Consider the following 26,227-nt stretch of genomic DNA (forward strand, 5'->3'; position numbering starts at 1 on the left):
TGGCTTACCTACGGGCAGAAAATTGCAATCTTCGAGCGACACCGGCAGGCGGCTGCCAAGCGCTAGCGGCCCGGCAAGGCTGGCGGGGTAGGCCAGCGCACGCCGGACCTGACCGGCGGGGCTCGCATCGCTCCGGCTGAATGGAGATTATCAACCCTTGCCAATGTCTCCGCCATACAAACGAAGGAAACGTTTGCCAAGTTGACCAACGTTTGCGGCCCGGCGGCTTCGGGCTTCCGGGCCTTTTTGTTCGCGTGCCTCAATGGTTATGCAACTGCCTCGTCATTCCAATCGATGATGAAGCCATCATTGCCCGATGCTACTTAAGGGGTGGCAACCCGGTTTTGCGGCCCAAGAGCCAGTTGGCTTCAGCGGTTAGATATGAGCAAGACCACTCTCATTACTATCGCGATCCTCGCGATCAGCGTCGGCTATGCCGAAGCCGGGGGCCGCAAGATTCCACCGGTTTGCACGGCGTCAAGTCCGCTCTTCGAGGTCCTGGATGGCAAGTGTTTTCTCGTCAAAGGTTCGATGATCTATGGCGACATCGCCGATCTTTCCCAGATAATCCACTTGGGGTGGTAGGACGTGGCACCATCCCTGCCTAGACGCTAGTCACATAAGCCGGCAACAAGTGACAGTTGGCCCGGCTGCTTGGGTGGCCGGGCTGTCAGTGACGGATGGCGATCCAGACGAGAAATCCTGCCAAGATGACAGCGAGCGCTACAATGCAGCGCATGACCCCGCGTTGTAGCGAGGCTTCGAGCCCAAATTGCTTTATCGCCCTTCGCAGATCGGAGCGGAAATCCTCTTGCATTTGGCGACGGATTTTTTGCCGCAATCGACGATTTGGTAGCAGCGGACGGGCGATGTACGTGGATAAGGATAGCCGTCGGACCAAGGCGGCCCAACGATAACCGCCTCCTTCCTCAGCCATGGGTGATGCCAGGCATCGCCACGCCCCCCGTCCTTGATACACCGGATTCATCCCCTAGTTAGTTCCGCGGGCGCCGAGGTCGCGAGTTTTGCCTGGGGACACCGGCGGTTGCGCCGTTCTGACCGCATGCCGCGGAAGGATGGCCGGGCCGACGCACCTTTGGAGGTTACCGTGCGCCAATCCCCAGGATCCAGCTTGGCATGTTTCGTATTCGCTTGCTCAGTCGCGGTAGCTTACGCAGGAGCCGCAGCCGGCGGCCAGCATGGCGGAGGGCATGATGGTGGCGGCCATCACGGTCAGGACGGCGGTCATGACCCTGGCAGCCAAAACGACGACGGCCACAACGGCGGCCCGCCCAAAGGACCTGGCGGCGATCCCGGCGACCCCAGCAGCGATCCACCGTCGGCCCCACCGTCGGAGGGAGACGGGATCAGCACCATTACAATGGGGACAGTGTCACCAACTACGGCCGCCAAAGCCGCCACGGTCGCCCCGTCTTCAGACGGCGGACAGTCACTCGACCTGCCGCCCGCCCTGCAGCCTTCCGAAGACATCGCTATTCCACCAGCGGTCTATCCAATCGAAGCGCTGCCGGGCGTCCCGGATAACGTCGTTCGGGCCTGCCATGACGCAATCGAGCAGGCCGCCGCCCAGTTTGGCGCAACCAGTGTGCGCGTCAGCAGCGCAGGTCCCCTAAATCGGTTGGGCCCAGATACGATCTCGGCCCCCGTTCAGGTCAGCATCGACTATGCACATCAAGGCAGTGGGGAGACGCGTCAGGCGCAAGTCGGGTGCGAATTGAACGCGAAAGGCAGCGTGATCGGGCTGACATAGCGCACAGCACGGAACGCCTCGCCGACGCTCTCAAGGATCAGAGCCTTCAACGCGAGCTTCCCAGTCATTTGGGCTCAATCCAACGTCGAGTGTGTTGGCCGGAGGGAAAAGGGAAGCGCGATAGAACGCACGCGGATCACGCGCGACGACTTTCGAACCTTGCTGCGCGCAGTCTTCTGACTGACGGCCTTCATCTCGCCTGTGCCGGCCGATGCGCGGCCAGAGTGCGGCTTCAGTGGCGGCTCAATCTGCGCGCTGCGGCGCTCAGCCCTGAGCTTGTCATTGTCGGCGCGCGCGGCGGCCAGGTCGCGGGCCAGAGCAACAGTGGCTTCACGTTGCTTGTCCAGAGCCTCCTTCAGCCCGGAGACCTGTCCCATAAGTGCTCGGGCTGCGTCGCGCTCGAGGCGAGCTTTGTTAAGGTCCTCTTGGGTCGAGGCTGCTGAAGCGCGCTCCCGGTCCAAAGCCTGCGCCGTCTCGGCTGCGGCCTGCTCCGCACGCTCTCTCGCTGAGATAGCCTTGGCTCGCTCCTGTTCGGCCGCGTCGCGCTCAAGGCGAACTTTGTTGAGGTCCTCACGGGCGGCGACTGCTGAAGCGTGTTCCCGTGCCAGCGCCTGCGCCGTCTCGCTTGCGGTCTGCTCGACCCGTTCTCGCGCTGTGGCTGCGCCGGTCCGTTCCCGCTCGGCCGTATCCGCGATCGCAGCCTTGGACAGCTCCATTTCGGCGATGTCGCCACGAAGATCTTTCGACTTGCGACGCTCCTCCTCAAGCATGCCGCTCGCTTGCGCCAGCGAATCCTCGGCTTTGCCGCGATCCTCGGCAGCTTTGGCCCCAAGCTGTTCAATTTGCGCCCGCGCTTGCGACAGGTCGCGCATCATCCGTTCGGTTCGCTGGCGTTCAAGGCGGGCAGCGGGCATCTGTACAACGACATGGTTCAGGGTTTCGCCGAGCAGCGCGCGGGCGTCTTGCGTAATCCACCGCAATGCGTCGAGTGTGCGGGCTGCCGCGAGCTCGTTGCGCAAACGCTTCTCGCTGGCGTCGCCGGCGGCTGCCATGCTTGTCTTCAGCGCGTCAATCTGCTTGCGCGACTCCAGGAGCGCACTCTGCAGAGAGGCACTCCTGGCGCGCTCCTCTTCCATCGCCCGATGCTCCTGACCGGCCAATTCCCTTGCAGCGGCCGCCTGAGCAAGAGCTGCCTCGACCTGTGGCTTGGCGGCCGTCAGATCCAGGCTAGGCAACTCGACACTCGTGGGCCCGCGGGTTGATCCACTGATATCCAATGCAGCACTCGCCGGAGGCTCGACGGGACGTGAAAGATCGGGGTGGCTATCAGCCTGCGAAACAGCGGGGGCGCTTTCGACAGAGCTTTGTCTCGTCACTGCATAACCAAGCGGCACGGCCAGACAGATTGCGGCGACGCCCAAGCGTAACGCGAGACTCGTCGGGCTGTGAACGCGGGGAGGCGAGGCAATGGCGATGCCGGTCGCCGGAGCAAAAGCATTGGGCAGGGCCCCGGATGAGCTTTCGCCAGCCTCGGATGTTGTTTCGAAATACTCGTTTCGCACCCCGGATTGACGATCGTTGAGATCCTGAGGTCGGACATCCGGGACCGGGGTCGAGGGCACGGCAGCCTGAGAAGATGCAGGCGCGGCTGCAAGGTCGACCGGGCGGTCCCAAGCCCAGGAAGCCTCTTCGAGCGGAACAACCCTGCTTTCGCTCAGGTAGGGATCTGGTTTCAGATGATGCCGTTGCACCGCAACAAGGATGCGCCGGAGCACAAGACAGACGCCTATCAAGGCAAAGATCGTCAACCCCCCTAGGAGAGCGAGATCAGTGTTGTCTGCGTAAATTCCGGCAAGATGGTCTGGCATCGCCGTGCCTTGCGGTCTTCGGTGTAATCTTAAGCTCGAGAGGCGGTGTGTGGGTCCTCGCGTTGGTGCTGGCTAAAAGCCTCTGCCTGCCCTCGAAGCCGTCACTGCTTCAGGGCCCTCCAGTGCCGTGCGAATTTGTCGTTGCATGGCGGGGCGCCGGTTGCGCGAACAGGCATGCCGGCGCAGATGATTTTCGCCTGAAACGAAACCTGAAGATGCCGTGGCCGCTGGTTGTCGGCCGCCGAGAGCGCGCCGAACTCCGAAAAGCCGGCTCGCACCGCTCCGTCCTCAACGTCCCGAGAGTTCTCCCACGGTGCGCGCCATGCCGCCATTTCGGAGTGTGCACGGTCCATCGTCAGCCCTAAGCTAGGTCACAGACGTCCGTGGTCAACCATACCGGTAGCCGTGCGAGGCCCGTCTCTCGAAAGGGAGTCGGGCTTTTTCGTGTACTCGCGCAGACTTTTTTCGGCGGGTGCGTCCTATGGTGTGATTCGGCGGTACGGTAACTGACTTCGCAGCCGTCAGAACGGGAGCCCCAGATGCATGCGCACGCCTCAGAGTTGCCCCTACATGGTGGACTAGTAGAAATCGCGACCCAGACTGCTGAGCGTCACCGACACGTCAGTTTTGTCAGTGAGCGATTGCGCAAGTACCACCCGGTCGCAGACGGCTTAGCCATGTGTCCGATCTGTCACATTTTAGGGAACAAGCCATCGACACTCGAGGCCCTTGAGGACAAATCCGATGACGCGAACCGATATGGCTGCAGACAGTGCGGCGGGCGATTCCAGTTGGGGCGGTAACGGCCTAATCGGCGGAGTTCTTCACGAGCGTCAAGGGAGAGAAAGCGGGGAAGGTTCCCGACTATCGCGAAAAACGTAATGAAATCAATGGCAATTGGCTCCCCGGGCCGGATTCGAACCAGCGACCAACCGGTTAACAGCCGGTTGCTCTACCACTGAGCTACCGGGGAACGGAGGCTCTGACGTGAGTGGCGCAGCCTATAGCAAACACCTTTCGGCTTTGCAAAGCAGCAATTCGCAATTTTTCTCCAGTTTTTTGTGCGGCCATTTGTGGCATCGTTTCGGCATGCCCACATATGAGCGGCTTCACACTGGCACGGAACAAAGCGGTCGGGTTGTCGCTTTGGTAGCGATGGCTTCGGTTGCGCGGGATGGGATCTGGTTTGAATGACGGCAACTGACGACGATAACGCCCCGGCGCGGAAGATCACGATCTTCGGCCGCGAATTCACCATGCCGCGCTCGCGAGGGTCGCGGATCGCGATCGGCGTGCTGCTCATCGCCGGCGGCATCCTCGGCTTCCTGCCCGTTCTCGGTTTCTGGATGATTCCGCTGGGCTTGCTGGTCCTGTCCTACGAATTCGCGATGGTGCGTCGCCACAGGCGGCGCTTCGTCGTCTGGTGGCAGCGCCGGCGTCGGCCGGACTGAGTGCTCGCCAGAGGGACCGGCAAGTTCCGAAAGCACCGCGAGATCGGCCGCAAGCGATTGGCAACCACTGTCTCCGATGACGCATGGGAAAGCGCCGGGAATAACTTGCGGCGCTTGACGACCTTTCACCGTCAACATAATGAGTTCGCTCGGAACGCCGGGAGCATGGAAGGCCTCGTGGCGGAGTGGTTACGCAGAGGACTGCAAATCCTTGCACCCCGGTTCGATTCCGGGCGAGGCCTCCAAATGCCCGGGCTCCAGCGCCGTCGCGCCGGAGCGTCAGGTTCCAGTCGAATTGGCTCGCGAACTTGGCCCGAGAATCGGATGGGGCGCGGGAAGCGGATTGACGCGGAAAGCGGGTTGGTTGGAACATGAACGCTGATTTCTCCGAACGCCGCGTGAAGATGGTCGATGGCCAGGTCCGCACCACCGACGTGACCAGCGCGCCGCTCATCGAAGCCATGCTTTCCGTGCCGCGCGAAGCCTTTGTCGGTAACGGCCAGCGCGACCTCGCCTATATCGACGAGGACATCCGTGTTTCCGAAGGCGCCAACGGCAGCGGCGCCCGCTACCTGATGGAACCTTCGCCGCTCGCAAAGCTTTTGCAACTGGCCGAGATCGGCGACGGCGATTGCGTGCTCGATGTCGGCTGCGGCACCGGCTATTCGGCCGCCCTGCTTTCCCGAATCGCAAAATCGGTGGTTGCATTGGAAAGCGATGCAGCGCTGGCGGAAACCGCGAAGTCGACGCTCTCGACGCTGGATTGCCAGAACGTGACGGTGGTGATCGGGCCTTTGCCGCAGGGTCATGCCGCCAAGGCGCCCTATGACGTCATCTTCATTGACGGCAGCGTCGAGGAGGTGCCTGCGGCATTGCTCGATCAACTCGCCGAGAACGGCCGCCTGGTTGTGGTCGAGGGGCAGGGCAACTCTGGCGTGGCCCGCCTATTTTTCAAGGCAGGGGGGGTTGTAACCGGAAGACGTGCATTTAATGCGGCAATTAAGCCACTACCGGGCTTCGAACGTGCCCATGCGTTCGAATTTTAAGCGGTTTTGCCTTGCGGCGAAGACGCTGTCATGATCGCTTGCGCTTGAACAATCGTTGCTGATTTGCTCGACCGGGGATTTTCGGGGGGCAGTCAGCGGGGGAACGATACCAACGCGGCGCTGGCTGATCCGAAAGGAGAGGCTGCGTGGCGTGGTTCCCATGCAAAACGAATGAGGGATAATACGTGCCGCCCCTACACAAGACTTTTCTGACAGCCATGCTCATTTCGGCGACAGCGCTCTCGCCGCTGGCCGCATCGGCGGAAACCATCACCGGCGCCCTCGCCAAAGCTTATCAATACAACTCCCAGCTGAACTCCGCCCGGGCCGGCGTGCGCGTCACCGATGAAGGCGTCGCCATCGCCAAGTCGGGCTGGCGGCCGACCGTCACCGGTTCGGGCAGCATCGACTACACCAACACGCACGGGCAGGGCATCAGCAGGAGAATAACGACGGGCAGCTTCGGCGTCCAAATCAACCAGACGCTGTTCGATGGATTTCAGACCAAGAACAATGTCGCCGCCGCCGAATCGCAGGTGAGGGCTTCGGTCGAAAGCCTGCGCAACACCGAAGAGAATATCCTGTTCAACGCGGCAAGCGCCTATATGGACGTGATCCGCGATCGCCAGATCGCGGTGCTGACCGAACAGAACCTGCAGTTCCTGACCGAGCAGGCGCGCGCCGCACGATCGCGCTTCGAGGTCGGCGAGGGAACCCGCACCGACGTCGCCCAGGCCGATGCCTCGCGCGCCACGGCAGTGGCCCAGCTCAGCGCCGCCCGCGCGACGGCTCTTGCCAGTGCCGCTACCTATCACCAGATCGTCGGCGACGAGCCGGGCAAGCTCAAGGCGGCCGCGCCGGTTGGCAAGCTGTTGCCGGGAAGCATCGATTCGGCCTTCACCATCGCCGCCGCCGAGCATCCGGCCATCCTCGCCACCGAACATCTCGTCGACGCCGCGGCGTTTTCGGTGAAATCGGCGGAAGGCGCGCTGCTGCCGCAGGTCTCGGCTTCCGCCGGCATTTCGGACAACTACAGCCACTCCGTTCCTGACATCACAGGCACCAACGGCACTTCGACTTCCGCCAATATCGGCGCCACGCTGACCATTCCGATCTATTCCGGCGGCCGGACCTCGGCGATCGTGCGGCAGAACAAGGAATCGCTCAGCCAGGCGCGCATCGAAGTCGACGTCAGCCGTGACCAGGTGCGCCAGGCTGTGGCCTCGGCGTGGACACAATACACCGCTGCCCGCCAAAGCGTGGATGCCAACAGGCAGGTGATCGCCGCCGCGCAACTGGCGCTCAACGGCGTCATCGAGGAGCGCAATGTCGGCCAGCGGACCACGCTCGACGTGCTCAACGCCCAGAACGCCGTCATCACCGCCAAGATCAACCAGGCGAACTCCGAGCATGACGTCGTGGTGGCGAGCTATGCCATCCTCTCCGCTGTCGGGCGGCTGTCGGTTGAGCGTCTCGGCCTGGCGGTCACGAAATACAAGCCGGAAGAGCACTACAACGCCGTCAAGGACAAGTGGATCGGGCTGCGCACGCCGGACGGCCGCTGATTTTCGTGTAAGCTTCAAAAAGCGCCGCGCGTCCGATGGATGCGCGGCGCTTTTTTGTTGGAGAAGCAGCCGGCCGGCTGCTGGCGGCGGAATCAGCTAATCTGTTGAAATCCAACGTCTCCCCAGATTGGGGATTCTCGGATGACGATCGGTCGGTTACGCTGTCGTCGTTGATTCGAATTCCGGCCCGACCGGAATGGAGATCTTGAACTGGTCACAAGGGCGGCGGATGTGACGATGGCGACGGCAAGCAGCGCACAGCGCGAACCTTCCATGGAAGAGATACTGGCTTCCATCCGAAGGATCATCGAGGACAGCGACACCGGCCGCAAGCAGCCGGCGGCTGACAGCGCCGACTTGCGCCAGGACCTCCAGCCGGCGCCGCCGTCAGCCGAAGTCGATGCTTTCCGTTCCGAGCTGAATGCGGAATCCGCCCCGAGGAAGCCGGTGACGCTGGCCGAGGTGCAGGCCCAACTCGCGGCCTCCGATCCGGCGATCGCGCGCGCCGAGGCGCGCCCCGAGCCGGTAAAGACGGCGCCTGCGCCCACCACCTCGGGCCCCGCCACACTGGCCCCCAACTCTCTGGCCGAAGTCGGGGCGAGGGTCGCCGCGGAGCCCGACGCGCCGGCTGCCGCGGCAAGCGCGCCGCAAAGCGCCGATACGATCGTCGCCGATTGGCGGCGCGAGATCGCCGCCGTTGGCGGAAGCTCGGTCAAGGCCAAGGTGGCCGCGCGCCCGGCAGAAGCGGCGCCCGAAGTCGAGCTCGACGAGGAGGATCTTGCCGCGCCAACTGTCGAAACCGCGGCGCCCGGCAAGGTTTCGACGCCATCGTCAGCCGACTCGCCGTCGGCGCGGCCGGCGATCCTCTCCGAGCATGCGGGCCGGCAGGTCGCGGCGGCGTTCGGCGAGCTTTCCGACGCCTTCGCCAGCCGCAGCAAGAAGACCTTCGACGAGATGGCCGAGGAGATGCTGCGTCCGATGCTGCAGGACTGGCTCGACAACAATCTGCCGACGCTGGTCGAACGGCTGGTGCGCGAGGAAATCGAGCGCGTGGCGCGCGGCGCGCAGTGATTTCATCCGCGCGTTCAAGGTAAAATGCACCGCCGTCGGGCGGCGCTTTCGTTTCCGGAAAATGCGGCCGCGGGATCGTTGGCGATGACGCATGGGATTGCCGTCGATCGCGGCAAGCCTATCTCGGCGAGACGGACTATCTTCCTCGCGGTTGACTCGGCCAAGAGCTTCCGATTTACACCGGACGCTTATTCCCGACAGCTCGGACCATTCCTCCATGCTTGATAAAACCTACGACGCCAAGACCGTCGAGCCGAAGATCGCCAAAATCTGGGAAGAGGCCGACGCGTTTCGCGCCGGCGCCGGCGCGGAGGAAGGGGCGGAAGCCTTCACCATCGTCATCCCGCCGCCGAACGTCACCGGCTCGCTGCATATGGGCCATGCGCTCAACAACACGCTGCAGGATATCCTGGTGCGCTTCGAACGCATGCGCGGCAAGAACGTGCTGTGGCAGCCCGGCATGGATCATGCCGGCATCGCTACGCAGATGGTGGTCGAGCGCCAGCTCATGGAAAGGCAGATCCATCGCCGCGACCTGACGCGCGAGGAGTTCATCGAAAAGGTCTGGGAGTGGAAAGCCGAATCCGGCGGCGCGATCTTCAACCAGCTGAAGCGGCTGGGCGCCTCGGCCGACTGGAGCCGGGAGCGCTTCACCATGGACGAGGGCCTGTCCAAGGCGGTGCTGGAGGTCTTCGTCACCCTCTACAAGGAAGGGTTGATCTACAAGGACAAGCGCCTTGTGAACTGGGATCCGAAGCTGTTGACCGCCATTTCCGATCTCGAGGTCGAGCAGCACGAGGTCAACGGCAATCTCTGGCATTTCCGCTATCCGGTCGAAGGCGCGGTGTTCGACCCCGAGAATCCGAAGACATTCATCACCGTCGCCACGACGCGTCCCGAAACCATGCTCGGCGACACCGCGGTGGCCGTGCATCCCGATGACGAACGGTTTCGCAACCTGGTCGGCAAGAAGGTCATCCTGCCGATCGTCGGCCGGCGGATTCCTATTGTCGCCGATGAATATTCGGACCCGGAGAAGGGCTCAGGCGCGGTCAAGATCACGCCGGCGCACGACTTCAACGACTTCGAGGTCGGCAAGCGCCACAAGCTGCCGGCGATCAACATCCTGACCGTCGAAGCCGCCGTCAAGCTCAAGGACAATGAGGACTACCTCGCTGGTCTAGAGGTGACGCCGGAGCGCCACGCCGTCTGGGACGAGCTCGACGGGCTCGACCGCTTCGTCGCGCGCAAGAAGATCGTCGAGCTGATGGAAGCCGGCGGCTTCCTCGACAAGGTCGAGCCGCATCACCACACGGTGCCGCATGGCGACCGCGGCGGCGTGCCGATCGAGCCGTTCCTGACCGACCAGTGGTACGTCAACGCGGCAGAACTCGCCAAGCCGGCGGTCGCCTCCGTGCGCGAAGGTCGTACCAACTTCGTGCCGAAGAATTGGGAAAAGACCTATTTCGACTGGATGGAGAACATCCAGCCCTGGTGCATCTCGCGCCAGCTCTGGTGGGGCCACCAGATCCCTGCCTGGTACGGGCCGGACGGTCGCGTCTTCGTCGAGAAGACCGAGGAAGAGGCGCTTGCCGCGGCGATCGAATACTATCTGGCGCTGGAAGGTCCGTGGAAGGCCTGGGTCGAGGACAAGCTGGAGAATTTCCAGCCGGGCGAGATCCTGACGCGCGACGAGGACGTTCTCGATACCTGGTTCTCCTCGGCGCTGTGGCCGTTCTCGACGCTTGGCTGGCCCGACGAGACGCAGGAGCTGAAGACCTACTATCAGACCGATGTGCTGGTCACCGGCTTCGACATCATCTTCTTCTGGGTTGCCCGCATGATGATGATGGGTCTGCACTTCATGGACGAGGAGCCGTTCCACACCGTCTATGTGCACGCGCTCGTGCGCGACAAGAACGGGCAGAAGATGTCGAAGTCGAAAGGCAACGTCATCGACCCGCTCGATCTGATCGACGAGTATGGCGCCGACGCGCTGCGCTTCACCCTGACCGTGATGGCGGCGCAGGGGCGCGACGTGAAGCTCGACCCGGCGCGCATCGCCGGCTACCGCAATTTCGGCACCAAGCTCTGGAACGCGACGCGCTTTGCCGAGATGAACGAAGTCGCCAGGAACGACGATTTCTGGCTGAACGACGCCAAGCTCGCGGTCAACCGCTGGATCCTGACGGAGCTGACGCGGGCGGCGCGCGCGGTCACCGAGGGCATCACCACCTACCGCTTCAACGAGGCGGCGGGTGCCGCCTACCGCTTCGTGTGGAACCTGTTCTGCGACTGGTATCTGGAACTGTTGAAGCCGGTGTTCATGGGTACGGACGAAGCCGCCAAGGCTGAGAGCCGTGCCTGCGTCGCCTTCGTGCTCGATGAGATCTACAAGCTCTTGCATCCGATGATGCCGTTCATGACCGAGGAGCTCTGGGCACAGACGGCGGGCGAAGGCAAGGAGCGCGGTTCGCTGCTTTGCCACGCCGCCTGGCCGTCGCCGGATTTCGAGGATGACGACGCGGCCGCCGACATCAACTGGCTGGTCGATCTCGTCTCGGGCATCCGCTCGGTGCGCTCGGAAATGAACGTGCCGCCGGCAGCGATCGCGCCCTTGGCGGTGATCGGCGCCAATGCAACGACGCGCGAGAGGCTCGAACGCCACGACCAGGCGATCAAGCGCCTGGCGCGCATCGGCAGCATATCGCTGGCGGAGACGCCGCCCAAGGGCTCGGCACAGATCGTCCTCAACGAGGCAACCATCTCTCTGCCGCTCGGCAGCCTGATCGACCTTGCGGCCGAAGCCGCGCGGCTGCAGAAGGAACTGGCCAAGGTGACCGAGGAGATCGCCCGCCTGCACAAGAAGCTGTCGAACGAGAAGTTCGTCGCCAACGCGCCGGAGGAAGTGGTCGAGGCCGAGCGCGAAAAGCTTGCCGAATATCGCGAGGCGCAGGAGAAGCTTTCGGTCGCTTTGACCAGGGTTCGCGACGCCGGCTGAACGGCAAGATTCGCTCCCGCTGGAGAGCGACTTTCCGAAGCGTCATCTGCCTGCGAGATAGGCATGCCGTTGCGTTAATTTTGACGTAAACGGAAACTTTAGGCCCTATTGTTGCCATAATGTAACAATGGGGCCTTTTTCCCCTAAAATGGCCTGTTTTTGAGCTGCATTGAAAGGTTTTTGCAGCTTTTTTCTGCCAATCGATACCTATTGGCCGCGATTAGGCTCGATTTCGCGGCCGGGTACAATGGCGAAAATGCGAGCTGTCAAGGGCGTACGTGTACAGCCCCTGAATTCGTTGTTGCGCCATTTACCCGAATTGGTTCTAGCTTGATCCCGCGTATTTTCGGGGAGGGAATCCATGAACATTTTGCGGCTCAAAGCACTGCTGGGGGCAGGGTGCTTTTCGCTGACTCTTATCGGTGCGGCAATGCATCCGGCGCATGCCGGCGGCCTGGAGCGCGGCGGCTACGACATCGATCTGCTGTTCGATCCAGCGCCTTTCGCCACGGAAGCGGAAGCGACTTTCGTGATGCCGGATCGCAAGTACAAGAATGCGCGCGGTCCCGGAGGGGCCGACCTCGGTTTCGGAACCACGGCTGACGGAGCCGAGGATTATTGGGTGCCGCGCATCGGCGGCAAGGTCCAGGTTGTCCAGGGTGTCGACTGTATGGTCGATTACTCACAGCCTTGGGGCGCGCACACTGCGCCCGGCGTGTGGAACGGCGCGTTCTCCAACATGGAGACCGACATCAAGAGCGACAACTACGCTGCAACCTGCTCTTACAAAATGGATGCGGGCAAGGGCCAGCTCCGCTTTATTGGCGGTGTTTTCTATCAGAAGGTTTATGGCTTCAAGGAAGACTTGGTGTCACCGCTGGTGCCCAACTTCGGTGGAACTGGTCGTGTGGACCTGACGAGCAACGGCTGGGGCTGGCGCGCCGGCATCGCCTATGAAATCCCTGACATCGCGCTGCGCGCGAGCCTCGTCTACAATTCGAAGGTCAAGCTCGACAACATCTCGGGCACGCTGGACTTGACGAATGTTGGCTTGGGTACGATCCCGATCTACGGCTCGACGCAATACATGCCGGATGTGGTGGAATTGAAATTACAGTCGGGCGTCGCGCCGGGCTGGCTCGCCTTCGGTTCGATCAAGTGGGTCAACTGGAGCGTGCTGCAGAGCGTGCCGATCTGCCCTGTGGGTGTTCCCGCCGCGCTTTGCTTCACGAATTCTCCAGCAGAGGTGACCTCGCTTGACCTGATGTATCGGGACGGCTGGACGGTTTCAGGCGGCATCGGCCACAAGTTCAACGATCAGTGGAGCGCCGCTGGTCAGCTTTCTTGGGATCGCGGCACCTCGCATGGTTATGGTGCCCAGACCGATACCTGGACGCTGGGCGGCGGCGTCGCCTACACGCCGAAGCCGAATATCGAGGTTCGGCTGGCTGGTGCGATTGGCGTGATGACCAGCGGCCATTCAGGGATATTGATTGGCGAGAACGGCAAAGTCGTCGGGGCGGATGCCAGCTACGACTTCGGCAACGATCTGGTCACCGCGATTTCGGGCGGCGTAAAGATCAAGTTCTAAGTCGCCACGAAGGATTGGGAAAAAAGCCGGGCAATGCCCGGCCTTTTTCGTTGTGCAATCAACGGCCTGGCCCGATCGGCCGACGTTATGTTGCATATGCGGGTCACAAACCGCGCCCTTCACAATTGTGACGTTTTAGCAACAGTTTATGAACAACCCCTGCGCTAGAAGTCAGGTCGGGGGAACTGCCCATTTCCCGCCATAAACCCGGAGCAACTCGAATAGGTCTCGGGATGCGTGCCAGGTTGGCCCGGCGATGAGGCAGGCCGCATTGAGGGGCGGCAAGGACGAGTATGGACGCCAGGGTGATCTCCAAGGCCAAGCTGCCCAGCCGCTACGTGACCGTTGGTCCGGCGCGCGCGCCGCATCGCTCGTACCTCTACGCCATGGGACTGTCGGCGGCCGAGATCGCGCAGCCGCTGGTCGGCGTCGCCAGTTGCTGGAACGAGGCCGCGCCCTGCAACATCTCGCTGATGCGCCAGGCGCAGGTGGTCAAGAAGGGCGTAGCGGCCGCCAACGGCACGCCGCGCGAATTCTGCACCATCACCGTCACCGACGGCATCGCCATGGGCCATCAGGGCATGAAGTCGTCGCTGGTGTCGCGCGAGGTGATCGCCGATTCGGTCGAGCTCACCATGCGCGGCCATTGCTACGACGCGCTGGTCGGCTTGGCCGGCTGCGACAAGTCGCTGCCCGGCATGATGATGGCGATGGTCCGCCTCAACGTGCCGTCGATCTTCATCTATGGCGGCTCGATCCTGCCCGGCAGCTATCGCGGCCGGCAGATCACCGTGCAGGACGTGTTCGAGGCGGTCGGCCAGCATTCGGTCGGCACGATCTCCGATGCGGAACTGCTCGAGATAGAGCAGGCGGCCTGTCCGTCGGCGGGTTCCTGCGGCGCCCAGTTCACCGCCAACACCATGGCGACCGTCGCCGAGGCGATCGGCCTGGCTTTGCCCTATTCCTGCGGCGCGCCGGCGCCCTACGAGATGCGCGACCGCTTCAATTTCGCCTCCGGCGAGAAGGTCATGGAGCTGATCGCCAAGAACATCCGGCCGCGCGACATCATCACCCGCAAGGCGCTGGAGAATGCCGCGACGGTCGTGTCGGCCACCGGCGGCTCGACCAACGCGGCGCTGCATCTGCCGGCGATCGCGCATGAGGCCGGCATCAAGTTCGACCTTTTCGACGTGGCGGCGATCTTCGAGAAGACGCCCTACATCGCCGATCTCAAGCCCGGCGGCAAATATGTCGCCAAGGACATGTTCGAGGCCGGCGGCATTCCACTCCTGATGAAGACGCTGCTCGACCACGGCTACCTGCACGGCGATTGCATGACGGTCACTGGCCGCACTTTGGCCGAAAACATGGAGCATGTTGCCTGGAATGACAGCCAGGATGTTGTGCGTCCCGCCAATCGGCCAATCACCAAGACAGGCGGCGTTGTGGGCTTGAAGGGCAACCTTGCCCCCGAAGGCGCGATCGTGAAGGTCGCCGGCATGTCGGAGCTGAAATTCTCAGGCCCGGCGCGCTGCTTCGATTCGGAAGAGGAGTGCTTCGAAGCGGTCACGCAGCGCAACTATCACGAAGGCGAGGTTCTCGTCATCCGCTACGAGGGGCCGCGCGGCGGACCGGGCATGCGCGAGATGCTGTCGACGACGGCGGCGCTCTACGGCCAGGGCATGGGCGGCAAGGTAGCGCTGATCACGGACGGACGCTTCTCCGGCGCCACGCGCGGCTTCTGTATCGGCCATGTCGGGCCGGAGGCGGCGGTCGGCGGGCCGATCGGGCTCGTCAAGGATGGCGACGTGATTTCGATCGACGCCGTGAAAGGCACGATCGAGGTGGCGCTGTCGGATGCCGAACTGGCGGCACGGGCAAAGAAATGGAAGGCGCGCAAGACCGACTATCAGTCCGGCGCGATCTGGAAATATGCGCAGACCGTAGGGTCGGCCCGCGACGGCGCGGTCACCCATCCGGGCGGTGCGAAAGAAACACACTGCTATGCGGACATTTGAGGTGTTGAGGTCATTTGTCTTGCCGGCACTGGTCGCTGTCGCGACCTTGGGCGCCGTCGGACAGGCCATGGCCTTCGACGACAAGGTGTTCGACGACAAGACCGGCGTGAAGCCGCAGTCGAGCCCGTGGGCCGTGTTCCAGTTCGGCTTTTCCGCCTACAAGAACGGCCACAAGGACCAGGCGGTCGAGGCCTATAAATACGCCGCCGAGAACGGCCAGATCGGCGCCACCTGGAAGCTTGCGCGCATGTATGCCGAAGGCGACGGCGTGGCGCGCGACGACTACGCGGCCTTCAAGTTCTTCTCGGAGATCGTCGACCAGGATGTCGAGCCGGGCTCGCCCGAGGAAAGCTATGTCTCGGACGCGCTTGTGGCGCTCGGCGACTATCTGCGCAAAGGCATTCCCGGCAGCCCGGTCGAGGAAAACGAGGTCGCGGCGCAGGAATATTACATGCGCGCCGCCGCCAACTACCGCAACCCGAACGCCCAGTTCGAGATCGGCCAGATGTTCCTGAAGGGCGAGGGCGGTGTGAAGGCCAGCGTCAAGCAGGCCGGACGCTGGCTGCAGCTCGCGGCCGAAAAGGGACATGCCGGCGCGCAGGCGACGCTCGGCAATCTCTTGTTCCAGAGCGGCAAGGTCGTGCGCGGCCTGGCGATGATGACGGCCGCACTTGAGCGGGCTCCGCCGGCCGATCAGCCCTGGATCCGCAGCATGCAGGAAGAAGCCTTCGCCGCCGCCGGCGAGGCGGACCGCCGCACGGCGATTTCACTCGCCGACGACATCCTGACCAAGGGCAACAACGGCGACCAGTAAGCGGCGCCAAATCTCCCCCTTTGGGGGGAGATCGGCAGCTCCTCAGTTCTCGGTAGGTTCCGTCGGCACCACGCTTGGCGTCGGCGTCGATATCGAGGTTGGGTGCAATTTCGGCGCCTGGCTTTCGCCGGGGCACACGTCCTTGACCTTCGTCCAGGACGTGTTGTTGAGAACCATGTCGCAGCGCGCAAGGTGACTTTCGCCGGCAACAGTCAGGCAGGCTGTCTCGCCGACCTTGAACGATTTGCCGTTGGCAAGGCACGCTTGGGCGGCCAGCACCGGCGCCGGTGTGGCAAATGCCAGCGCAACGCCGATCGGGCAAAGAACAAATCGGATCGTCATCGAACCCCCGCAACAGCCCGCATCAAACGCGCGATTTGTGGCAATATCAGGGTTCTGCGAGAGTTACCTGAATAGCTTCTTCAGGCCGGCTGCAAGGCGAGATCGATAGCCACCGGCACATGGTCGGAGGGTTTTTCCCAGGCGCGCACATGCTTTTCGACCGAGGCCGATGAAAAGCGGTTGGCGGCCTCGGGCGACAGCAGAAGATGATCGATGCGGATGCCGTTGTTCTTCTGCCAGGCGCCGGCCTGATAGTCCCAGAAGGTATAGACATCGGCAGAGTCGGTGACGGCGCGCACGGCCTCGGTGAAGCCGAGGTTCTTCAGGCGGCGGAAGGCCTGCCGCGTCTCCGGCTGGAACAGCGCGTCGCCGAGCCAGTTGTCGGGGAACCTGGCGTCGGCGCGCTCGGGGATGACGTTGTAGTCGCCGGCGAGCACCAGCGCTTCCTCGAGCCTCAGCCGTTCTTGCGCCCAGCGCTCCAGCCTCGCCATCCATGCCAGCTTGTAGGAAAACTTCCGCTCGTCATCGACCGGGTTGCCGTTCGGCAGATAGAGCGAGGCGACGCGCAGGGCGCCTTTGTCGGTCGAGAAAACGCCTTCGATAAAGCGCGCGTGGTCGTCGGCATCGTCGCCGGGCAAGCCGCGATTGACTTCGTCGAAGGGGAGCTTCGAGAGGATGGCGACGCCGTTGAAGCTCTTCTGGCCGTTGGTCTCGACATTGTAGCCCAGCGCCTCGATCTCGGCGCGCGGGAACTGATCGTCGAGGGTCTTGATCTCCTGCAGGCACACGATGTCCGGCGCGCTCTCGGTCAGCCAGTGGGTGAGGTTGCCGATGCGGGCGCGAACGCCGTTGATGTTCCAGGTGACGATCTTCATGGGGACCTCAATCTCGTTCCGGCGCAAGGCGCTCGACAAGGCCGATCGTATTGCCTGCGGGATCCTTTAGAAAGGCCATCCATTCGCTTTCCCCCGCTGGACCGAACCGGCCCTCGGTGTCGCGGTGCACGAGCGCGGGCGGCGCGGTGAAGGGAATACCGGCGGCCTTCGTCTCGGCATGGAAGGCCTCGAGACCGGCAATGTCGAGATAGACGGTGCCGGGCGGCACGCCGTCGGCGAAGAGGAGCCGCACATCGCCGGCCATGATGAAGGCAATGCCCGGCGGATCGTAGCGCGCATGCACGCTCATGCCGAGCACGCCCTGCCAGAAGGCCAGCGTCGCATCGAGATCGCGCCCGGCCGACAGCGCGACCTGGCGGACCGCGCCGATCGCAGGCATCGGATCGTTCAGACGGAAAAACTGGTGCCGCAGCCGCAGGAGGCGACGGCGTTCGGGTTCCTGATCTGGAAGGACTGGCCCATCAGGTCGTCGACGAAGTCGATCACCGAGCCGCCCATATAGACCAGCGAGAGGTCGTCGATCAGGATCGTCGCGCCGTCCTTCTCGATGGCGACGTCGTCGTCGTTGCGACTGTCGACGAGATCGAACTTGTAGGAGAAGCCGGAGCAGCCGCCGCCTTCGACGGAAACGCGCAAGGCGCTCTTGCCGGGTTCGCCAGCGACAATCTTGGCGATCCGCTTCGCGGCGGCGTCGGTCATCTCGACCTTCATGGCAGTCTTGGCATCCGCGCCCATCGGCGTCACCTTGCTTTCGGTTTCCCATGATAGGTATGAAGCGGGCGGGGGCAAGTCAACTGGTGGGCGAATGAGCAAGGACGCTCTCGGCGATATCGGATTCGGCTATCGGCCGCGCGCCGTCTATGCGAGCGATCCGGCGCGGTCGCGCGGCCGGCTGTTCGACGAGCCCGAAAGCCCGACCCGCACGCCGTTCCAGCGCGACCGCGACCGCATCATCCATTCCACCGCCTTTCGCCGGCTGAAACATAAGACGCAGGTGTTCGTCGCGCATGAAGGCGACCACTATCGCACCAGGCTGACGCATTCGATCGAGGTGGCGCAGATCGCCCGCGCCTTGGCGCGGGCGCTGCGCGGCGACGAGGACCTCGCCGAAGCCGTCGCCCTGGTCCATGATTTCGGCCATACGCCCTTCGGCCATACCGGCGAGGAGGCGCTGAACGAGAAGATGGCTGCCTGGGGCGGGTTCGACCACAATGCGCAGTCGCTGCGCATCGTCACCAGGCTCGAGCGGCGTTACGCCGATTTCGACGGGCTGAACCTCACCTGGGAAACGCTGGAGGGGCTGGTCAAGCACAATGGGCCGCTGACCGACGCAAGCGGGAAAGGGCTCAAGGGTCCCGTGCCGCAGGCGATCCGCGATTACTCCGAACTGCACGACCTCGAGCTCGACCGCTTCGCCGGCATCGAGGCGCAGTGCGCGGCGATCGCCGACGACATTGCCTACAACAGCCATGACATCGATGACGGCCTGCGCTCCGGCTTCCTGACGCTGGACATGCTGGAGGACGTCGGCCTGCCGGGCTCGATCCTGAAGGGCGTGCGCGCCCGCTACCCGCAGCTCGATGACGTGCGCACCGGCCACGAGCTGATGCGCCGGCAGATCACGTTGATGGTGGAGGATGTGATTGCTTCCGCCACCGCCAATATCGAGCGCCTCAAGCCGGAGAGCGCGGATGCGGTGAGGGCGGCGGGCGAGACGATGGTCACCTTCTCCGCAAGCATGGCTGCCGAAGAGAAGGAGTTGAAGGCCTTTCTCTACAAGCATCTCTATCGGCATGCCGAAGTGATGCGTGTGCGGGCCGACGCCGAACGGATCGTTCGCGACCTGTTCGATGTCTATTTCGCCGATCCGCGCGCCATGCCCGACGGATGGCGCGAAGGGCTCGACCGCGCTGAAGATCGCATCAAGGCGCGCAGCGTTGCGGACTTCCTGGCAGGCATGACCGACACCTATGCGCTCAAGGAGCACAGGCGATTGTTTGACCATACGCCCGATTTGAGCTAGAGCCCGCTTCGAAACTCTACCCTGGCGGCCATCTGACGCGACTTTCTCCGCTTCCGGTGCTCACGGACTTAAATGTCCGCTCCGGTTCTCGAAAGCCACGCCATCTGACTCATCGGGGCGAGTTTCGAAGCGGACTCTTCCGGGCGGTCCGATAACCAATTTTCCAGAGCATACCCGATGAATATCTTCGCCGATTTCAACGCGCGGATCGTAAAAGCCGTCGAAACCCTTGATCTGAAGGGCAAGGATGGCGCATCGCCGGATCTGTCGCGCATCGCGGTCGAGCCGCCGCGCGACGCCAGCCACGGCGACCTTGCCACCAATGCGGCGATGGTGCTGGCGAAACCCACCGGACAGAACCCGCGCGCTCTTGCCGAGAAGCTGGTCGAGGTGCTGCGCGCCGATGCCGATATCGCGTCCGCCGACGTCGCCGGGCCGGGCTTCGTCAATCTCAGGCTGAAGGACGGGTTCTGGCAGGCGCATCTGGCGGCGCTGCTCGGTGAGGGCCGCAACTATGGCCGCTCGAAGATCGGCGGCGGCCGCAAGGCCAATGTCGAATATGTCTCGGCCAATCCGACCGGTCCGATGCATGTCGGGCATTGCCGCGGCGCCGTCGTCGGCGACACTTTGGCCAATCTGATGGCCTTCGCCGGCTACGACGTGACCAAGGAATATGTCATCAACGACGCCGGCTCGCAGATCGACGTGCTGGGACGCTCGGCCATGCTGCGCTATCGCGAGGCGCTTGGCCAAGACATCGGCGAGATCCCGCCGGGCCTCTATCCGGGTGACTATCTGGTCCCGGTCGGCCAGGCGCTGGCCAAAGAATTCGGCCGCAGCCTGCTGGAGATGCCGGAAGAGGAAGCGCTGGCGATCGCCAAGGACCGCACGGTCGACGCCATGATGGCGATGATCCGCGAGGACCTGGCGCTGCTCAACGTGCATCACGACGTGTTCTTCTCCGAGCGCACGCTGCATGCCGACAATGCCAAGAAGATCCGGGCGGCGATCGCCGACCTGACGCTCAAGGGCCATATCTACAAGGGCAAGCTGCCGCCGCCGAAGGGCGAGAAGCCGGACGACTGGGAAGACCGTGAGCAGACGCTGTTCCGCTCGACCGCCGTCGGCGACGATATGGACCGCGCGCTGGTCAAGTCCGACGGCTCGTTCACCTATTTCGCCGCCGACGTCGCCTATCTCAAGGACAAGGTCGAGCGCGGCTTCGTCGATCTGATCTATGTGCTCGGCGCCGACCATGGCGGCTACGTCAAGCGGCTGGAGGCACTGGCGCGCGCGGTCGCCGGCGATACGGTGAAGCTCACGGTCCTTCTCTGTCAACTGGTGAAGCTGTTTCGCGATGGCGAGCCCGTGCGCATGTCGAAACGGTCGGGTGATTTCGTCACGCTGCGCGACGTGGTGGAGGAGGTCGGCCGCGACCCGATCCGCTTCATGATGCTCTACCGCAAGAACGACGCGCCGCTCGATTTCGACTTCGCCAAGGTCACCGAGCAGTCCAAGGACAATCCGGTGTTCTACGTGCAATACGCCTCGGCGCGCTGCCACTCGGTGTTCCGGCAGGCGAGCGAGCAACTGGGCGAGGCGAATTTCGACCGCAACCGGCTCGTGGCCTCGGTTTCGTCGCTGACGGATGAGGGCGAGATGGGCCTGATCCGGAAGCTGGCTGAATATCCACGGCTGATCGAATCCGCCGCACTTGCGCTGGAGCCGCACCGGCTGGCATTCTACCTCTACGATCTGGCGTCGAGCTTCCACGCACACTGGAATCGGGGCACCGACAACCCAGACTTACGTTTTGTTAAGGTTAACGACCCACAATTGACGTATGCCAGACTAGGGCTGGTGCAGGCTGTTTCGGATGTTTTGACCTCCGGCCTGACGCTGATAGGAGCTGATGCGCCTACCGAAATGCGTTAGGTTTGACTAAAAAACCTGTCACCTTTTGCCCACATTGCGCTGGTAAGGGCCAACCCTGCGCGACGTCCATGGCGTCCGACTGTGTGCGAGTTCGGGAACAATAATGGCAGACAGAACCCAGCTGAAAGCAGCCGCAAGCAACCACATCGCCGATGACGATCCGTTCGCGGAATTGACCCGCATCATGGGCTTCGATCCGCGTCAGCCGGTCAGGCCGCAGACGCCGGCGGCCGCGAAGGCCGCGCCCGTAAACCAGGCCGCGGAAGAGAGCGACTTCGACATCGACCTCGAAAAGGAATTGATGGGCGAATTCGACGCTGCCGAGGAAAGCGCGCCGGTCACGCAGCCGGCAGTCCAGCACCAGCCGGCCTACCAACTCACCGACGACGAGCTTGCCGCTTCCTTCGAACAGGACTTCGTCTTTGACGACGCGGCCGATCACGCCCACTTTGCCACGCCGCGTGCGCCGGAGCCGGCCGCCGATATTGCCTCCGACGATGATTTCGACCCCTTCGACGATGATTTCGACAAGGCGGTCGCGCGCTCTTTGGAAGTCTCGCCGCACGAGGACGAAGTTTCGCCTCTGGAGGACGAAGTTTCGCCTCTGGAGGACGACCTTTCCATCGATCAGGAAATGGCAGCCTCGCTGGATGACGGCTTCCAGATCGACCATCATGGGCCCGACGCCGGCCATGGCGCCGTCGCGGCTGCCGAGCCTGCCGCTGTCGAGCCCGCGGCCGAGGCCGCATTCGATGCCGATTTCGACAACGCCGTGCAGATGTCGCTCGAGGACGAACTGGCGTTCGACGACCGCGAGATCGAGCAGCACCCCGGGGCCGCCGATGTTCAGCCGGTGGAAGCTCACGCCGCTGCCGAGCAATCGATCGCCGACGAAGATTTCGACAGCCAGGTAGATCAGGCCGAATTCGATCAGGTAATGTCCGACGTCGATTTGGGTTTCGATCAGCCGCAGGAGCTGATCCTGGAACAGGAGCTGTCGGTCGATGACGAGCGGCCGCAGTCTGTCGAGGACGAGCAGCCGACGGCTGTCGAGGACGAGCAGCTGGAGGCCGCCGAGGCGCCTGCGGAAGTTGCGCATTTCGCAGCCGATCCCGAACCCGTCGCCGATTACGAGCCTGTTGGCGACCACGAAGCATCTGCGGATCAGGTCGTCGAAGACGATTTCGAGCTCAGCTTCCGTGACGCCCTTGCCGAGGAGGCGGAGGCCCCCGCCGTCGATCCTGAACCCGTCGCCGATCACGAGGCCGCAGCCGATCAGGTCATCGAAGACGATTTCGAACTCAACTTCGGTGATGCTCTTGCCGAGGAGCCGGAAGTTCCCGCTGTCGAGCCAGCCGCCGCGGCTGAGCCGTCATTCGCCGAGCCTGCTGCGGCCGTATCGGCGCCGGTTCCGCCGGTCGCCGCAGTCGAGCCGGCCAAGCCGGCTGCGACCAGCAGCGAGCGGAGCCTGGAAGACGAACTCAACGCGTTGCTCGGCGCCATGACCGCGCGGCCCATTCCGGCCGCTCCGGCTCCGGCCGCCCCCATTGCAGCCGCCCCGATGCCAGTCGCCAAGGAACCCGCTTCGGCACCGCAGCCGGCCGGCCACACCGGCCATCAGGCCGCCGCCGATGATCTCGATTGGGATCTCGATGAGCACGAGCCTGCACGCGACGAGCAGACCGCTCGACCCGCCGATGCCGATCTCGATAGCCTGCTCGCCGACGAACTCGACCGGCAGGGCTTCGAAGAGGCGGCGCCTGAGCAGAATGCCGAACCGAGCATCGATTTCGATGACGAGGCTTTCGATGCCGCCTTCGCCAAGGGCATCGAGATGGACGCGCCGGTCGCGCCCGCCGAGCCGTCACGGTCGTGGAGTCGGGTGACCCCGGTCGCCGCCCCGGTGGAAGCGTCGTTCGCGCCGCAGCCGGTGGCTCCCGCGCCGCAGATAGCGGCTCCGGCCTACCGCGATGAGCCGGCGAAGGACCATTCCGCCTACGCCAAGCCGGCTTCGGCGCCGCAGCCTCGCCAGTATGAGGAAGTGCCCGATGTCGAGACGGTCGACGTGCCGGAGCGCGTAGTCGCACTGGCCGACGACCTCGATATTCCGGAGCTCAGCTTCGAGGAGGATCAGCCGGCGGTGCCCGCCTATGACGATCTCGACGCCGAATTCGCGGGTCTGCTCAGCGAGATGAACGCGACCGAGATCGCCACGGCGCCGGCGCCGAGCCGGGGTTATGACGACGAATCCTACAGCGCCGGATTCAAGACCGGCTATGATCGCCGCGAGTTGCGCGCCGAGACGACCTCCGCTCCGGCGGCCGCGTCCTATGCCGCAGCCGCGAGCGAATTCGATGCCGACGACTTGCCCGGCAGCCGGCCGGTTTCGCAGGCGGACGATTTCGCCACCGATGACCTCGACTACGATCCCGAACTCGATGAGGCGATGACTGTGCCGGGCCTTGCCGAACGGGAGGCAGCAAAGCCGCGCAGCCGTGGCATGATGGTTGCCGCGCTCGTCGGCGCCGTGGTTATCGCGGGCGGCCTTGGCGCGCTTGCCTTCTCCTTTGGCGGCAAGGGCGGCAGCGAAGCGCCCGTGATCGTGAAGGCCGACAATTCGCCGATCAAGGTCAAGCCGGAGAATCCGGGTGGCGCCGTGGTGCCGAACCAGGACAGCAAGGTCTATGACGCGGTCGCCAAGGGTGGTGCGGCCAAGCCTGCCGAGCCGGTGCAGCAGAAACTGGTGACCAACATCGAGGAGCCGATCGACGTGGCGTCCAAGGAACCGCCGCAGAGCCGGATCGTCGATCTTTCGCCCGACGACACCGATGCAGCGTCTGGCGCCGACGCAGCGGCCAATCCCGACGCGGCAGCGCCGGGTCCGGACGCAGTAGCGTCGGGTCCTGACGCGGCAGCGCCGAGTAGCGCCCAGGGCACCGCGCAGCCGGCCGCTCCGACGCCGAAATCGGAGGACCGCATCGCCCAGGTGCTGCAAGAGGCCGACAAGGGGACCGGCAATGACGTCGTCGCCGTAGCGCCGCGCAAGGTCAAAACCATGATGGTGAAGCCTGACGGCTCGCTGGTCGCGCACGAGGATCCGGCTCCTGCCGCGCCGAAAGTGGCGGCAACCGAGCCAGCCGATCCGGCGCCGCAGCACGTTGCTCCGGCCGGGCAGGGCGACGCCCAGGCGACGGGGACGGTCACGCCGGCCACCGACCAGACTGCCGGTCAGGGCGACCAGACCGAGGTGGTCAAGCCAGCGATACCCAATGCCGCGCCGAAGAATGAAGCCAAGGCCCAGTCGGCCAACACGCCGGCGAAGGTGCCGGTGGCGCCGCCACGCCCTTCCGACCAGCCGGTAGACATCGTCGGCGAGGTCAAGCCCGACCAGGTCGCTTCCATCGATCCGGCGGCGGCGGCAGGCAGCGGCTCGTGGTCGATGCAGATCGCCTCGCAGCCGACGGTTGAAAGCGCCCAGTCGACCTATCAGGACCTGCAGCGCCGCTACGGCAGCGTGCTTTCCGGGCGCAAGGCTAACATCGTCAAGGCAGAGATCGCCGGCAAGGGCACGTTCTACCGCGTCCGGGTTCCGGCGCAGTCGCGCAACGACGCGATCAACCTGTGCACCAGCTATAAGGCGGCCGGCGGCACCTGCTTCGTCTCGCGCTGATCGTCCCAGATCGTTTCAACGCCGGCGCCGCCGCAAGGCCGCGCCGGCGTTTCGTTGTGGACGGTTTTCCGGTTCGGGCGTCGCGGGCCAGGGGTGATTCCCTTTGCTTGGCCAAAGCCCTAAGATTCCATTCATGACCGAATCAAAATCCATGATCCTCGGCTGTGCCGGGAAATCGCTCGCTCCTGAGGAAATCAGCTTCTATCGGGATGAACGCCCCTGGGGTTTCATCCTGTTCGCGCGCAACATCGGAGAGACCGAGCAGATCCGCGACCTGGTCGCTTCGATGCGCGACTGTGTCGGACGGCCGGACGCTCCGGTCTTCATCGACCAGGAAGGCGGCCGTGTGCAGCGGCTGCGGCCGCCGCTGGCGCCGAACTATCCGGCAGGCGGCGCGCTTGGCGCCCTTTGGCGTGACGATCGCGAAGCCGGCCGCCGCGCCGCATGGCTCCTGGCGCGCCTGCACGCCTTCGATCTCCTGCGCCATGGCGTCACCGCCGATTGCCTGCCGGTCCTAGATGTTCCGGTCAAAGGCGCGAGCGAGGTGATCGGCGCTCGTGCCTATGGCACGAAGCCCAATGCCGTGATCGAGCTTGGCCGAGCTTCGGCCGAAGGCTTGATGGCGGGCGGCGTCCTGCCCGTCATGAAGCACATTCCGGGCCACGGCCACGCTTTTGCCGACACCCATTTCGCGCTGCCGACGGTCGATACACCGCTCGCCGCATTACGGCGACGCGATTTCGCTCCATTCAAGGCGCTCAATCACCTGCCGATGGCGATGACGGCGCATGTCGTTTACAGCGCTGTCGACCCGGACAATCCGGCGACAACCTCGGCCAAGGTTGTGAGCGAGGTGATCCGAGGCGAGATCGGCTTCGATGGGCTCCTGATGAGTGACGACACGTCGATGAAGGCACTTTCTGGGGATTTCCCGTCAAAGGCGGCCGCGATCCTTGCGGCAGGTGTCGATCTCGTTCTTCACTGCAACGGCGTTTTCGAGGAAATGTCCGGCATCGCGTCGCGCACGACGGCCCTCGCAGGCAAGTCCTTGGCGAGGGCGGAGCGGGCACTGACCTATATAAGGAGCCGCGACGTCGCCGACGAAACCGCGATACGCGAGGAATTCGCCACCTATTTCGAAGCGGTGGCCTGAACCGAAGGGATG

19 protein-coding genes and 2 tRNA genes are annotated in these 26,227 nt (G+C 63.8%); 14 read left to right on the forward strand and 7 right to left on the reverse strand.

Translation table 11 applies throughout. The features are described from left to right. Positions 1-381 precede the first annotated feature (381 nt). Positions 382-585, forward strand: a complete 204-nt coding sequence (locus EJ070_RS22905; RefSeq protein WP_126093382.1) for a hypothetical protein — start codon at positions 382-384, stop codon at positions 583-585. 1,128 nt (positions 586-1,713) lie between these two features. On the opposite strand, the gene EJ070_RS37480 is transcribed toward EJ070_RS22905, so the two are convergent. The 3 genes from EJ070_RS37480 to EJ070_RS22920 all read right to left on the reverse strand — a co-directional run bounded on the left by EJ070_RS37480 (position 1,714) and on the right by EJ070_RS22920 (position 4,612). Then, positions 1,714-1,839 carry a hypothetical protein gene (locus tag EJ070_RS37480; protein WP_281059625.1) on the reverse strand — a complete coding sequence of 42 codons (126 nt, stop codon included), beginning with the start codon at positions 1,837-1,839 and terminating at the stop codon, positions 1,714-1,716. A 6-nt stretch (positions 1,840-1,845) separates the two neighbouring features. Beyond that, positions 1,846-3,579, reverse strand: a complete 1,734-nt coding sequence (locus EJ070_RS37180) for a hypothetical protein (RefSeq protein ID WP_245464649.1) — start codon at positions 3,577-3,579, stop codon at positions 1,846-1,848. A 958-nt stretch (positions 3,580-4,537) separates the two neighbouring features. Continuing rightward, positions 4,538-4,612: transfer RNA gene (locus EJ070_RS22920), tRNA-Asn, on the reverse strand. A gap of 217 nt (positions 4,613-4,829) precedes the next feature. On the opposite strand from EJ070_RS22920, the gene EJ070_RS22925 reads away from it, so the two are divergent. The 9 genes from EJ070_RS22925 to EJ070_RS22965 all read left to right on the forward strand — a co-directional run bounded on the left by EJ070_RS22925 (position 4,830) and on the right by EJ070_RS22965 (position 16,196). Then, positions 4,830-5,090, forward strand: coding sequence for a hypothetical protein (locus EJ070_RS22925; protein WP_126093383.1), 261 nt, complete (start codon positions 4,830-4,832; stop codon positions 5,088-5,090). A 171-nt stretch (positions 5,091-5,261) separates the two neighbouring features. Then, positions 5,262-5,335 (forward strand) — tRNA-Cys (locus EJ070_RS22930). A gap of 126 nt (positions 5,336-5,461) precedes the next feature. Then, entirely contained in the window at positions 5,462-6,136 is a 675-nt protein-coding gene (locus tag EJ070_RS22935) for a protein-L-isoaspartate O-methyltransferase (protein ID WP_126093384.1), read from the forward strand. A 185-nt stretch (positions 6,137-6,321) separates the two neighbouring features. Then, on the forward strand, positions 6,322-7,701 hold the full coding sequence (locus EJ070_RS22940; RefSeq protein WP_126093385.1) for a TolC family outer membrane protein: 1,380 nt from the start codon (positions 6,322-6,324) through the stop codon (positions 7,699-7,701). Between the two features lie 237 nt (positions 7,702-7,938). Continuing rightward, positions 7,939-8,772, forward strand: a complete 834-nt coding sequence (locus tag EJ070_RS22945; protein WP_126093386.1) for a PopZ family protein — start codon at positions 7,939-7,941, stop codon at positions 8,770-8,772. Between the two features lie 217 nt (positions 8,773-8,989). Then, entirely contained in the window at positions 8,990-11,773 is a 2,784-nt protein-coding gene (locus EJ070_RS22950) for a valine--tRNA ligase (RefSeq protein WP_126093387.1), read from the forward strand. A gap of 361 nt (positions 11,774-12,134) precedes the next feature. After that, on the forward strand, positions 12,135-13,364 hold the full coding sequence (locus EJ070_RS22955; RefSeq protein ID WP_126093388.1) for an OmpP1/FadL family transporter: 1,230 nt from the start codon (positions 12,135-12,137) through the stop codon (positions 13,362-13,364). Between the two features lie 293 nt (positions 13,365-13,657). Continuing rightward, positions 13,658-15,382 carry a dihydroxy-acid dehydratase gene (gene ilvD, locus EJ070_RS22960; protein WP_126093389.1) on the forward strand — a complete coding sequence of 575 codons (1,725 nt, stop codon included), beginning with the start codon at positions 13,658-13,660 and terminating at the stop codon, positions 15,380-15,382. Then, entirely contained in the window at positions 15,369-16,196 is an 828-nt protein-coding gene (locus EJ070_RS22965; RefSeq protein ID WP_126093390.1) for a tetratricopeptide repeat protein, read from the forward strand. The genes ilvD and EJ070_RS22965 overlap by 14 nt, the downstream gene beginning before the upstream one ends. A gap of 42 nt (positions 16,197-16,238) precedes the next feature. Here EJ070_RS22965 and EJ070_RS22970 read toward each other — a convergent pair whose 3' ends face one another. The 4 genes from EJ070_RS22970 to erpA form a co-directional block, all read right to left on the reverse strand. Next, the gene (locus tag EJ070_RS22970; protein ID WP_126093391.1) at positions 16,239-16,538 is read right to left on the reverse strand and encodes a hypothetical protein; all 300 of its coding nucleotides are present in this window, start codon (positions 16,536-16,538) and stop codon (positions 16,239-16,241) included. A gap of 80 nt (positions 16,539-16,618) precedes the next feature. Further along, positions 16,619-17,413: an exodeoxyribonuclease III gene (gene xth, locus EJ070_RS22975; RefSeq protein WP_126093392.1), complete on the reverse strand. Its 795-nt coding sequence runs from the start codon at positions 17,411-17,413 to the stop codon at positions 16,619-16,621. Between the two features lie 7 nt (positions 17,414-17,420). Next, positions 17,421-17,813, reverse strand: a complete 393-nt coding sequence (locus EJ070_RS22980; protein ID WP_126093393.1) for a VOC family protein — start codon at positions 17,811-17,813, stop codon at positions 17,421-17,423. An 8-nt stretch (positions 17,814-17,821) separates the two neighbouring features. Further along, the gene (erpA, locus tag EJ070_RS22985) at positions 17,822-18,169 is read right to left on the reverse strand and encodes an iron-sulfur cluster insertion protein ErpA (protein WP_126093394.1); all 348 of its coding nucleotides are present in this window, start codon (positions 18,167-18,169) and stop codon (positions 17,822-17,824) included. Between the two features lie 70 nt (positions 18,170-18,239). On the opposite strand from erpA, the gene EJ070_RS22990 reads away from it, so the two are divergent. The 4 genes from EJ070_RS22990 to nagZ all read left to right on the forward strand — a co-directional run bounded on the left by EJ070_RS22990 (position 18,240) and on the right by nagZ (position 26,215). Next, positions 18,240-19,457, forward strand: coding sequence for a deoxyguanosinetriphosphate triphosphohydrolase (locus EJ070_RS22990; RefSeq protein ID WP_126093395.1), 1,218 nt, complete (start codon positions 18,240-18,242; stop codon positions 19,455-19,457). Between the two features lie 177 nt (positions 19,458-19,634). Beyond that, complete coding sequence (argS, locus tag EJ070_RS22995) at positions 19,635-21,392, forward strand: arginine--tRNA ligase (protein ID WP_126093396.1); 1,758 nt, start codon at positions 19,635-19,637, stop codon at positions 21,390-21,392. A 103-nt stretch (positions 21,393-21,495) separates the two neighbouring features. After that, entirely contained in the window at positions 21,496-25,062 is a 3,567-nt protein-coding gene (locus EJ070_RS23000) for an SPOR domain-containing protein (protein WP_126093397.1), read from the forward strand. Positions 25,063-25,195: 133 nt separating this feature from the next. Then, entirely contained in the window at positions 25,196-26,215 is a 1,020-nt protein-coding gene (gene nagZ / locus EJ070_RS23005) for a beta-N-acetylhexosaminidase (RefSeq protein WP_126093398.1), read from the forward strand. The last annotated feature ends 12 nt before the right edge of the window (positions 26,216-26,227 follow it).

This window comes from Mesorhizobium sp. M1E.F.Ca.ET.045.02.1.1 (assembly GCF_003952485.1).
Classification (GTDB): domain Bacteria; phylum Pseudomonadota; class Alphaproteobacteria; order Rhizobiales; family Rhizobiaceae; genus Mesorhizobium.

Coding starts and splice junctions, on each gene's coding strand:
- EJ070_RS22990 (WP_126093395.1), top strand. CDS start 18,240: ATGAGCAAGGACGCTCTCGGCGATATCGGATTCGGCTATCGGCCGCGC.
- ilvD (WP_126093389.1), top strand. CDS start 13,658: ATGGACGCCAGGGTGATCTCCAAGGCCAAGCTGCCCAGCCGCTACGTG.
- xth (WP_126093392.1), bottom strand. CDS start 17,413: ATGAAGATCGTCACCTGGAACATCAACGGCGTTCGCGCCCGCATCGGC.
- EJ070_RS22925 (WP_126093383.1), top strand. CDS start 4,830: ATGACGGCAACTGACGACGATAACGCCCCGGCGCGGAAGATCACGATC.
- EJ070_RS22935 (WP_126093384.1), top strand. CDS start 5,462: ATGAACGCTGATTTCTCCGAACGCCGCGTGAAGATGGTCGATGGCCAG.
- EJ070_RS22970 (WP_126093391.1), bottom strand. CDS start 16,538: ATGACGATCCGATTTGTTCTTTGCCCGATCGGCGTTGCGCTGGCATTT.
- argS (WP_126093396.1), top strand. CDS start 19,635: ATGAATATCTTCGCCGATTTCAACGCGCGGATCGTAAAAGCCGTCGAA.
- EJ070_RS37480 (WP_281059625.1), bottom strand. CDS start 1,839: ATGACTGGGAAGCTCGCGTTGAAGGCTCTGATCCTTGAGAGCGTCGGC.
- EJ070_RS22945 (WP_126093386.1), top strand. CDS start 7,939: ATGGCGACGGCAAGCAGCGCACAGCGCGAACCTTCCATGGAAGAGATA.
- EJ070_RS22955 (WP_126093388.1), top strand. CDS start 12,135: ATGAACATTTTGCGGCTCAAAGCACTGCTGGGGGCAGGGTGCTTTTCG.
- EJ070_RS22980 (WP_126093393.1), bottom strand. CDS start 17,813: ATGCCTGCGATCGGCGCGGTCCGCCAGGTCGCGCTGTCGGCCGGGCGC.
- EJ070_RS22965 (WP_126093390.1), top strand. CDS start 15,369: ATGCGGACATTTGAGGTGTTGAGGTCATTTGTCTTGCCGGCACTGGTC.
- erpA (WP_126093394.1), bottom strand. CDS start 18,169: ATGGGCGCGGATGCCAAGACTGCCATGAAGGTCGAGATGACCGACGCC.
- EJ070_RS22950 (WP_126093387.1), top strand. CDS start 8,990: ATGCTTGATAAAACCTACGACGCCAAGACCGTCGAGCCGAAGATCGCC.
- EJ070_RS22905 (WP_126093382.1), top strand. CDS start 382: ATGAGCAAGACCACTCTCATTACTATCGCGATCCTCGCGATCAGCGTC.
- EJ070_RS23000 (WP_126093397.1), top strand. CDS start 21,496: ATGGCAGACAGAACCCAGCTGAAAGCAGCCGCAAGCAACCACATCGCC.
- nagZ (WP_126093398.1), top strand. CDS start 25,196: ATGACCGAATCAAAATCCATGATCCTCGGCTGTGCCGGGAAATCGCTC.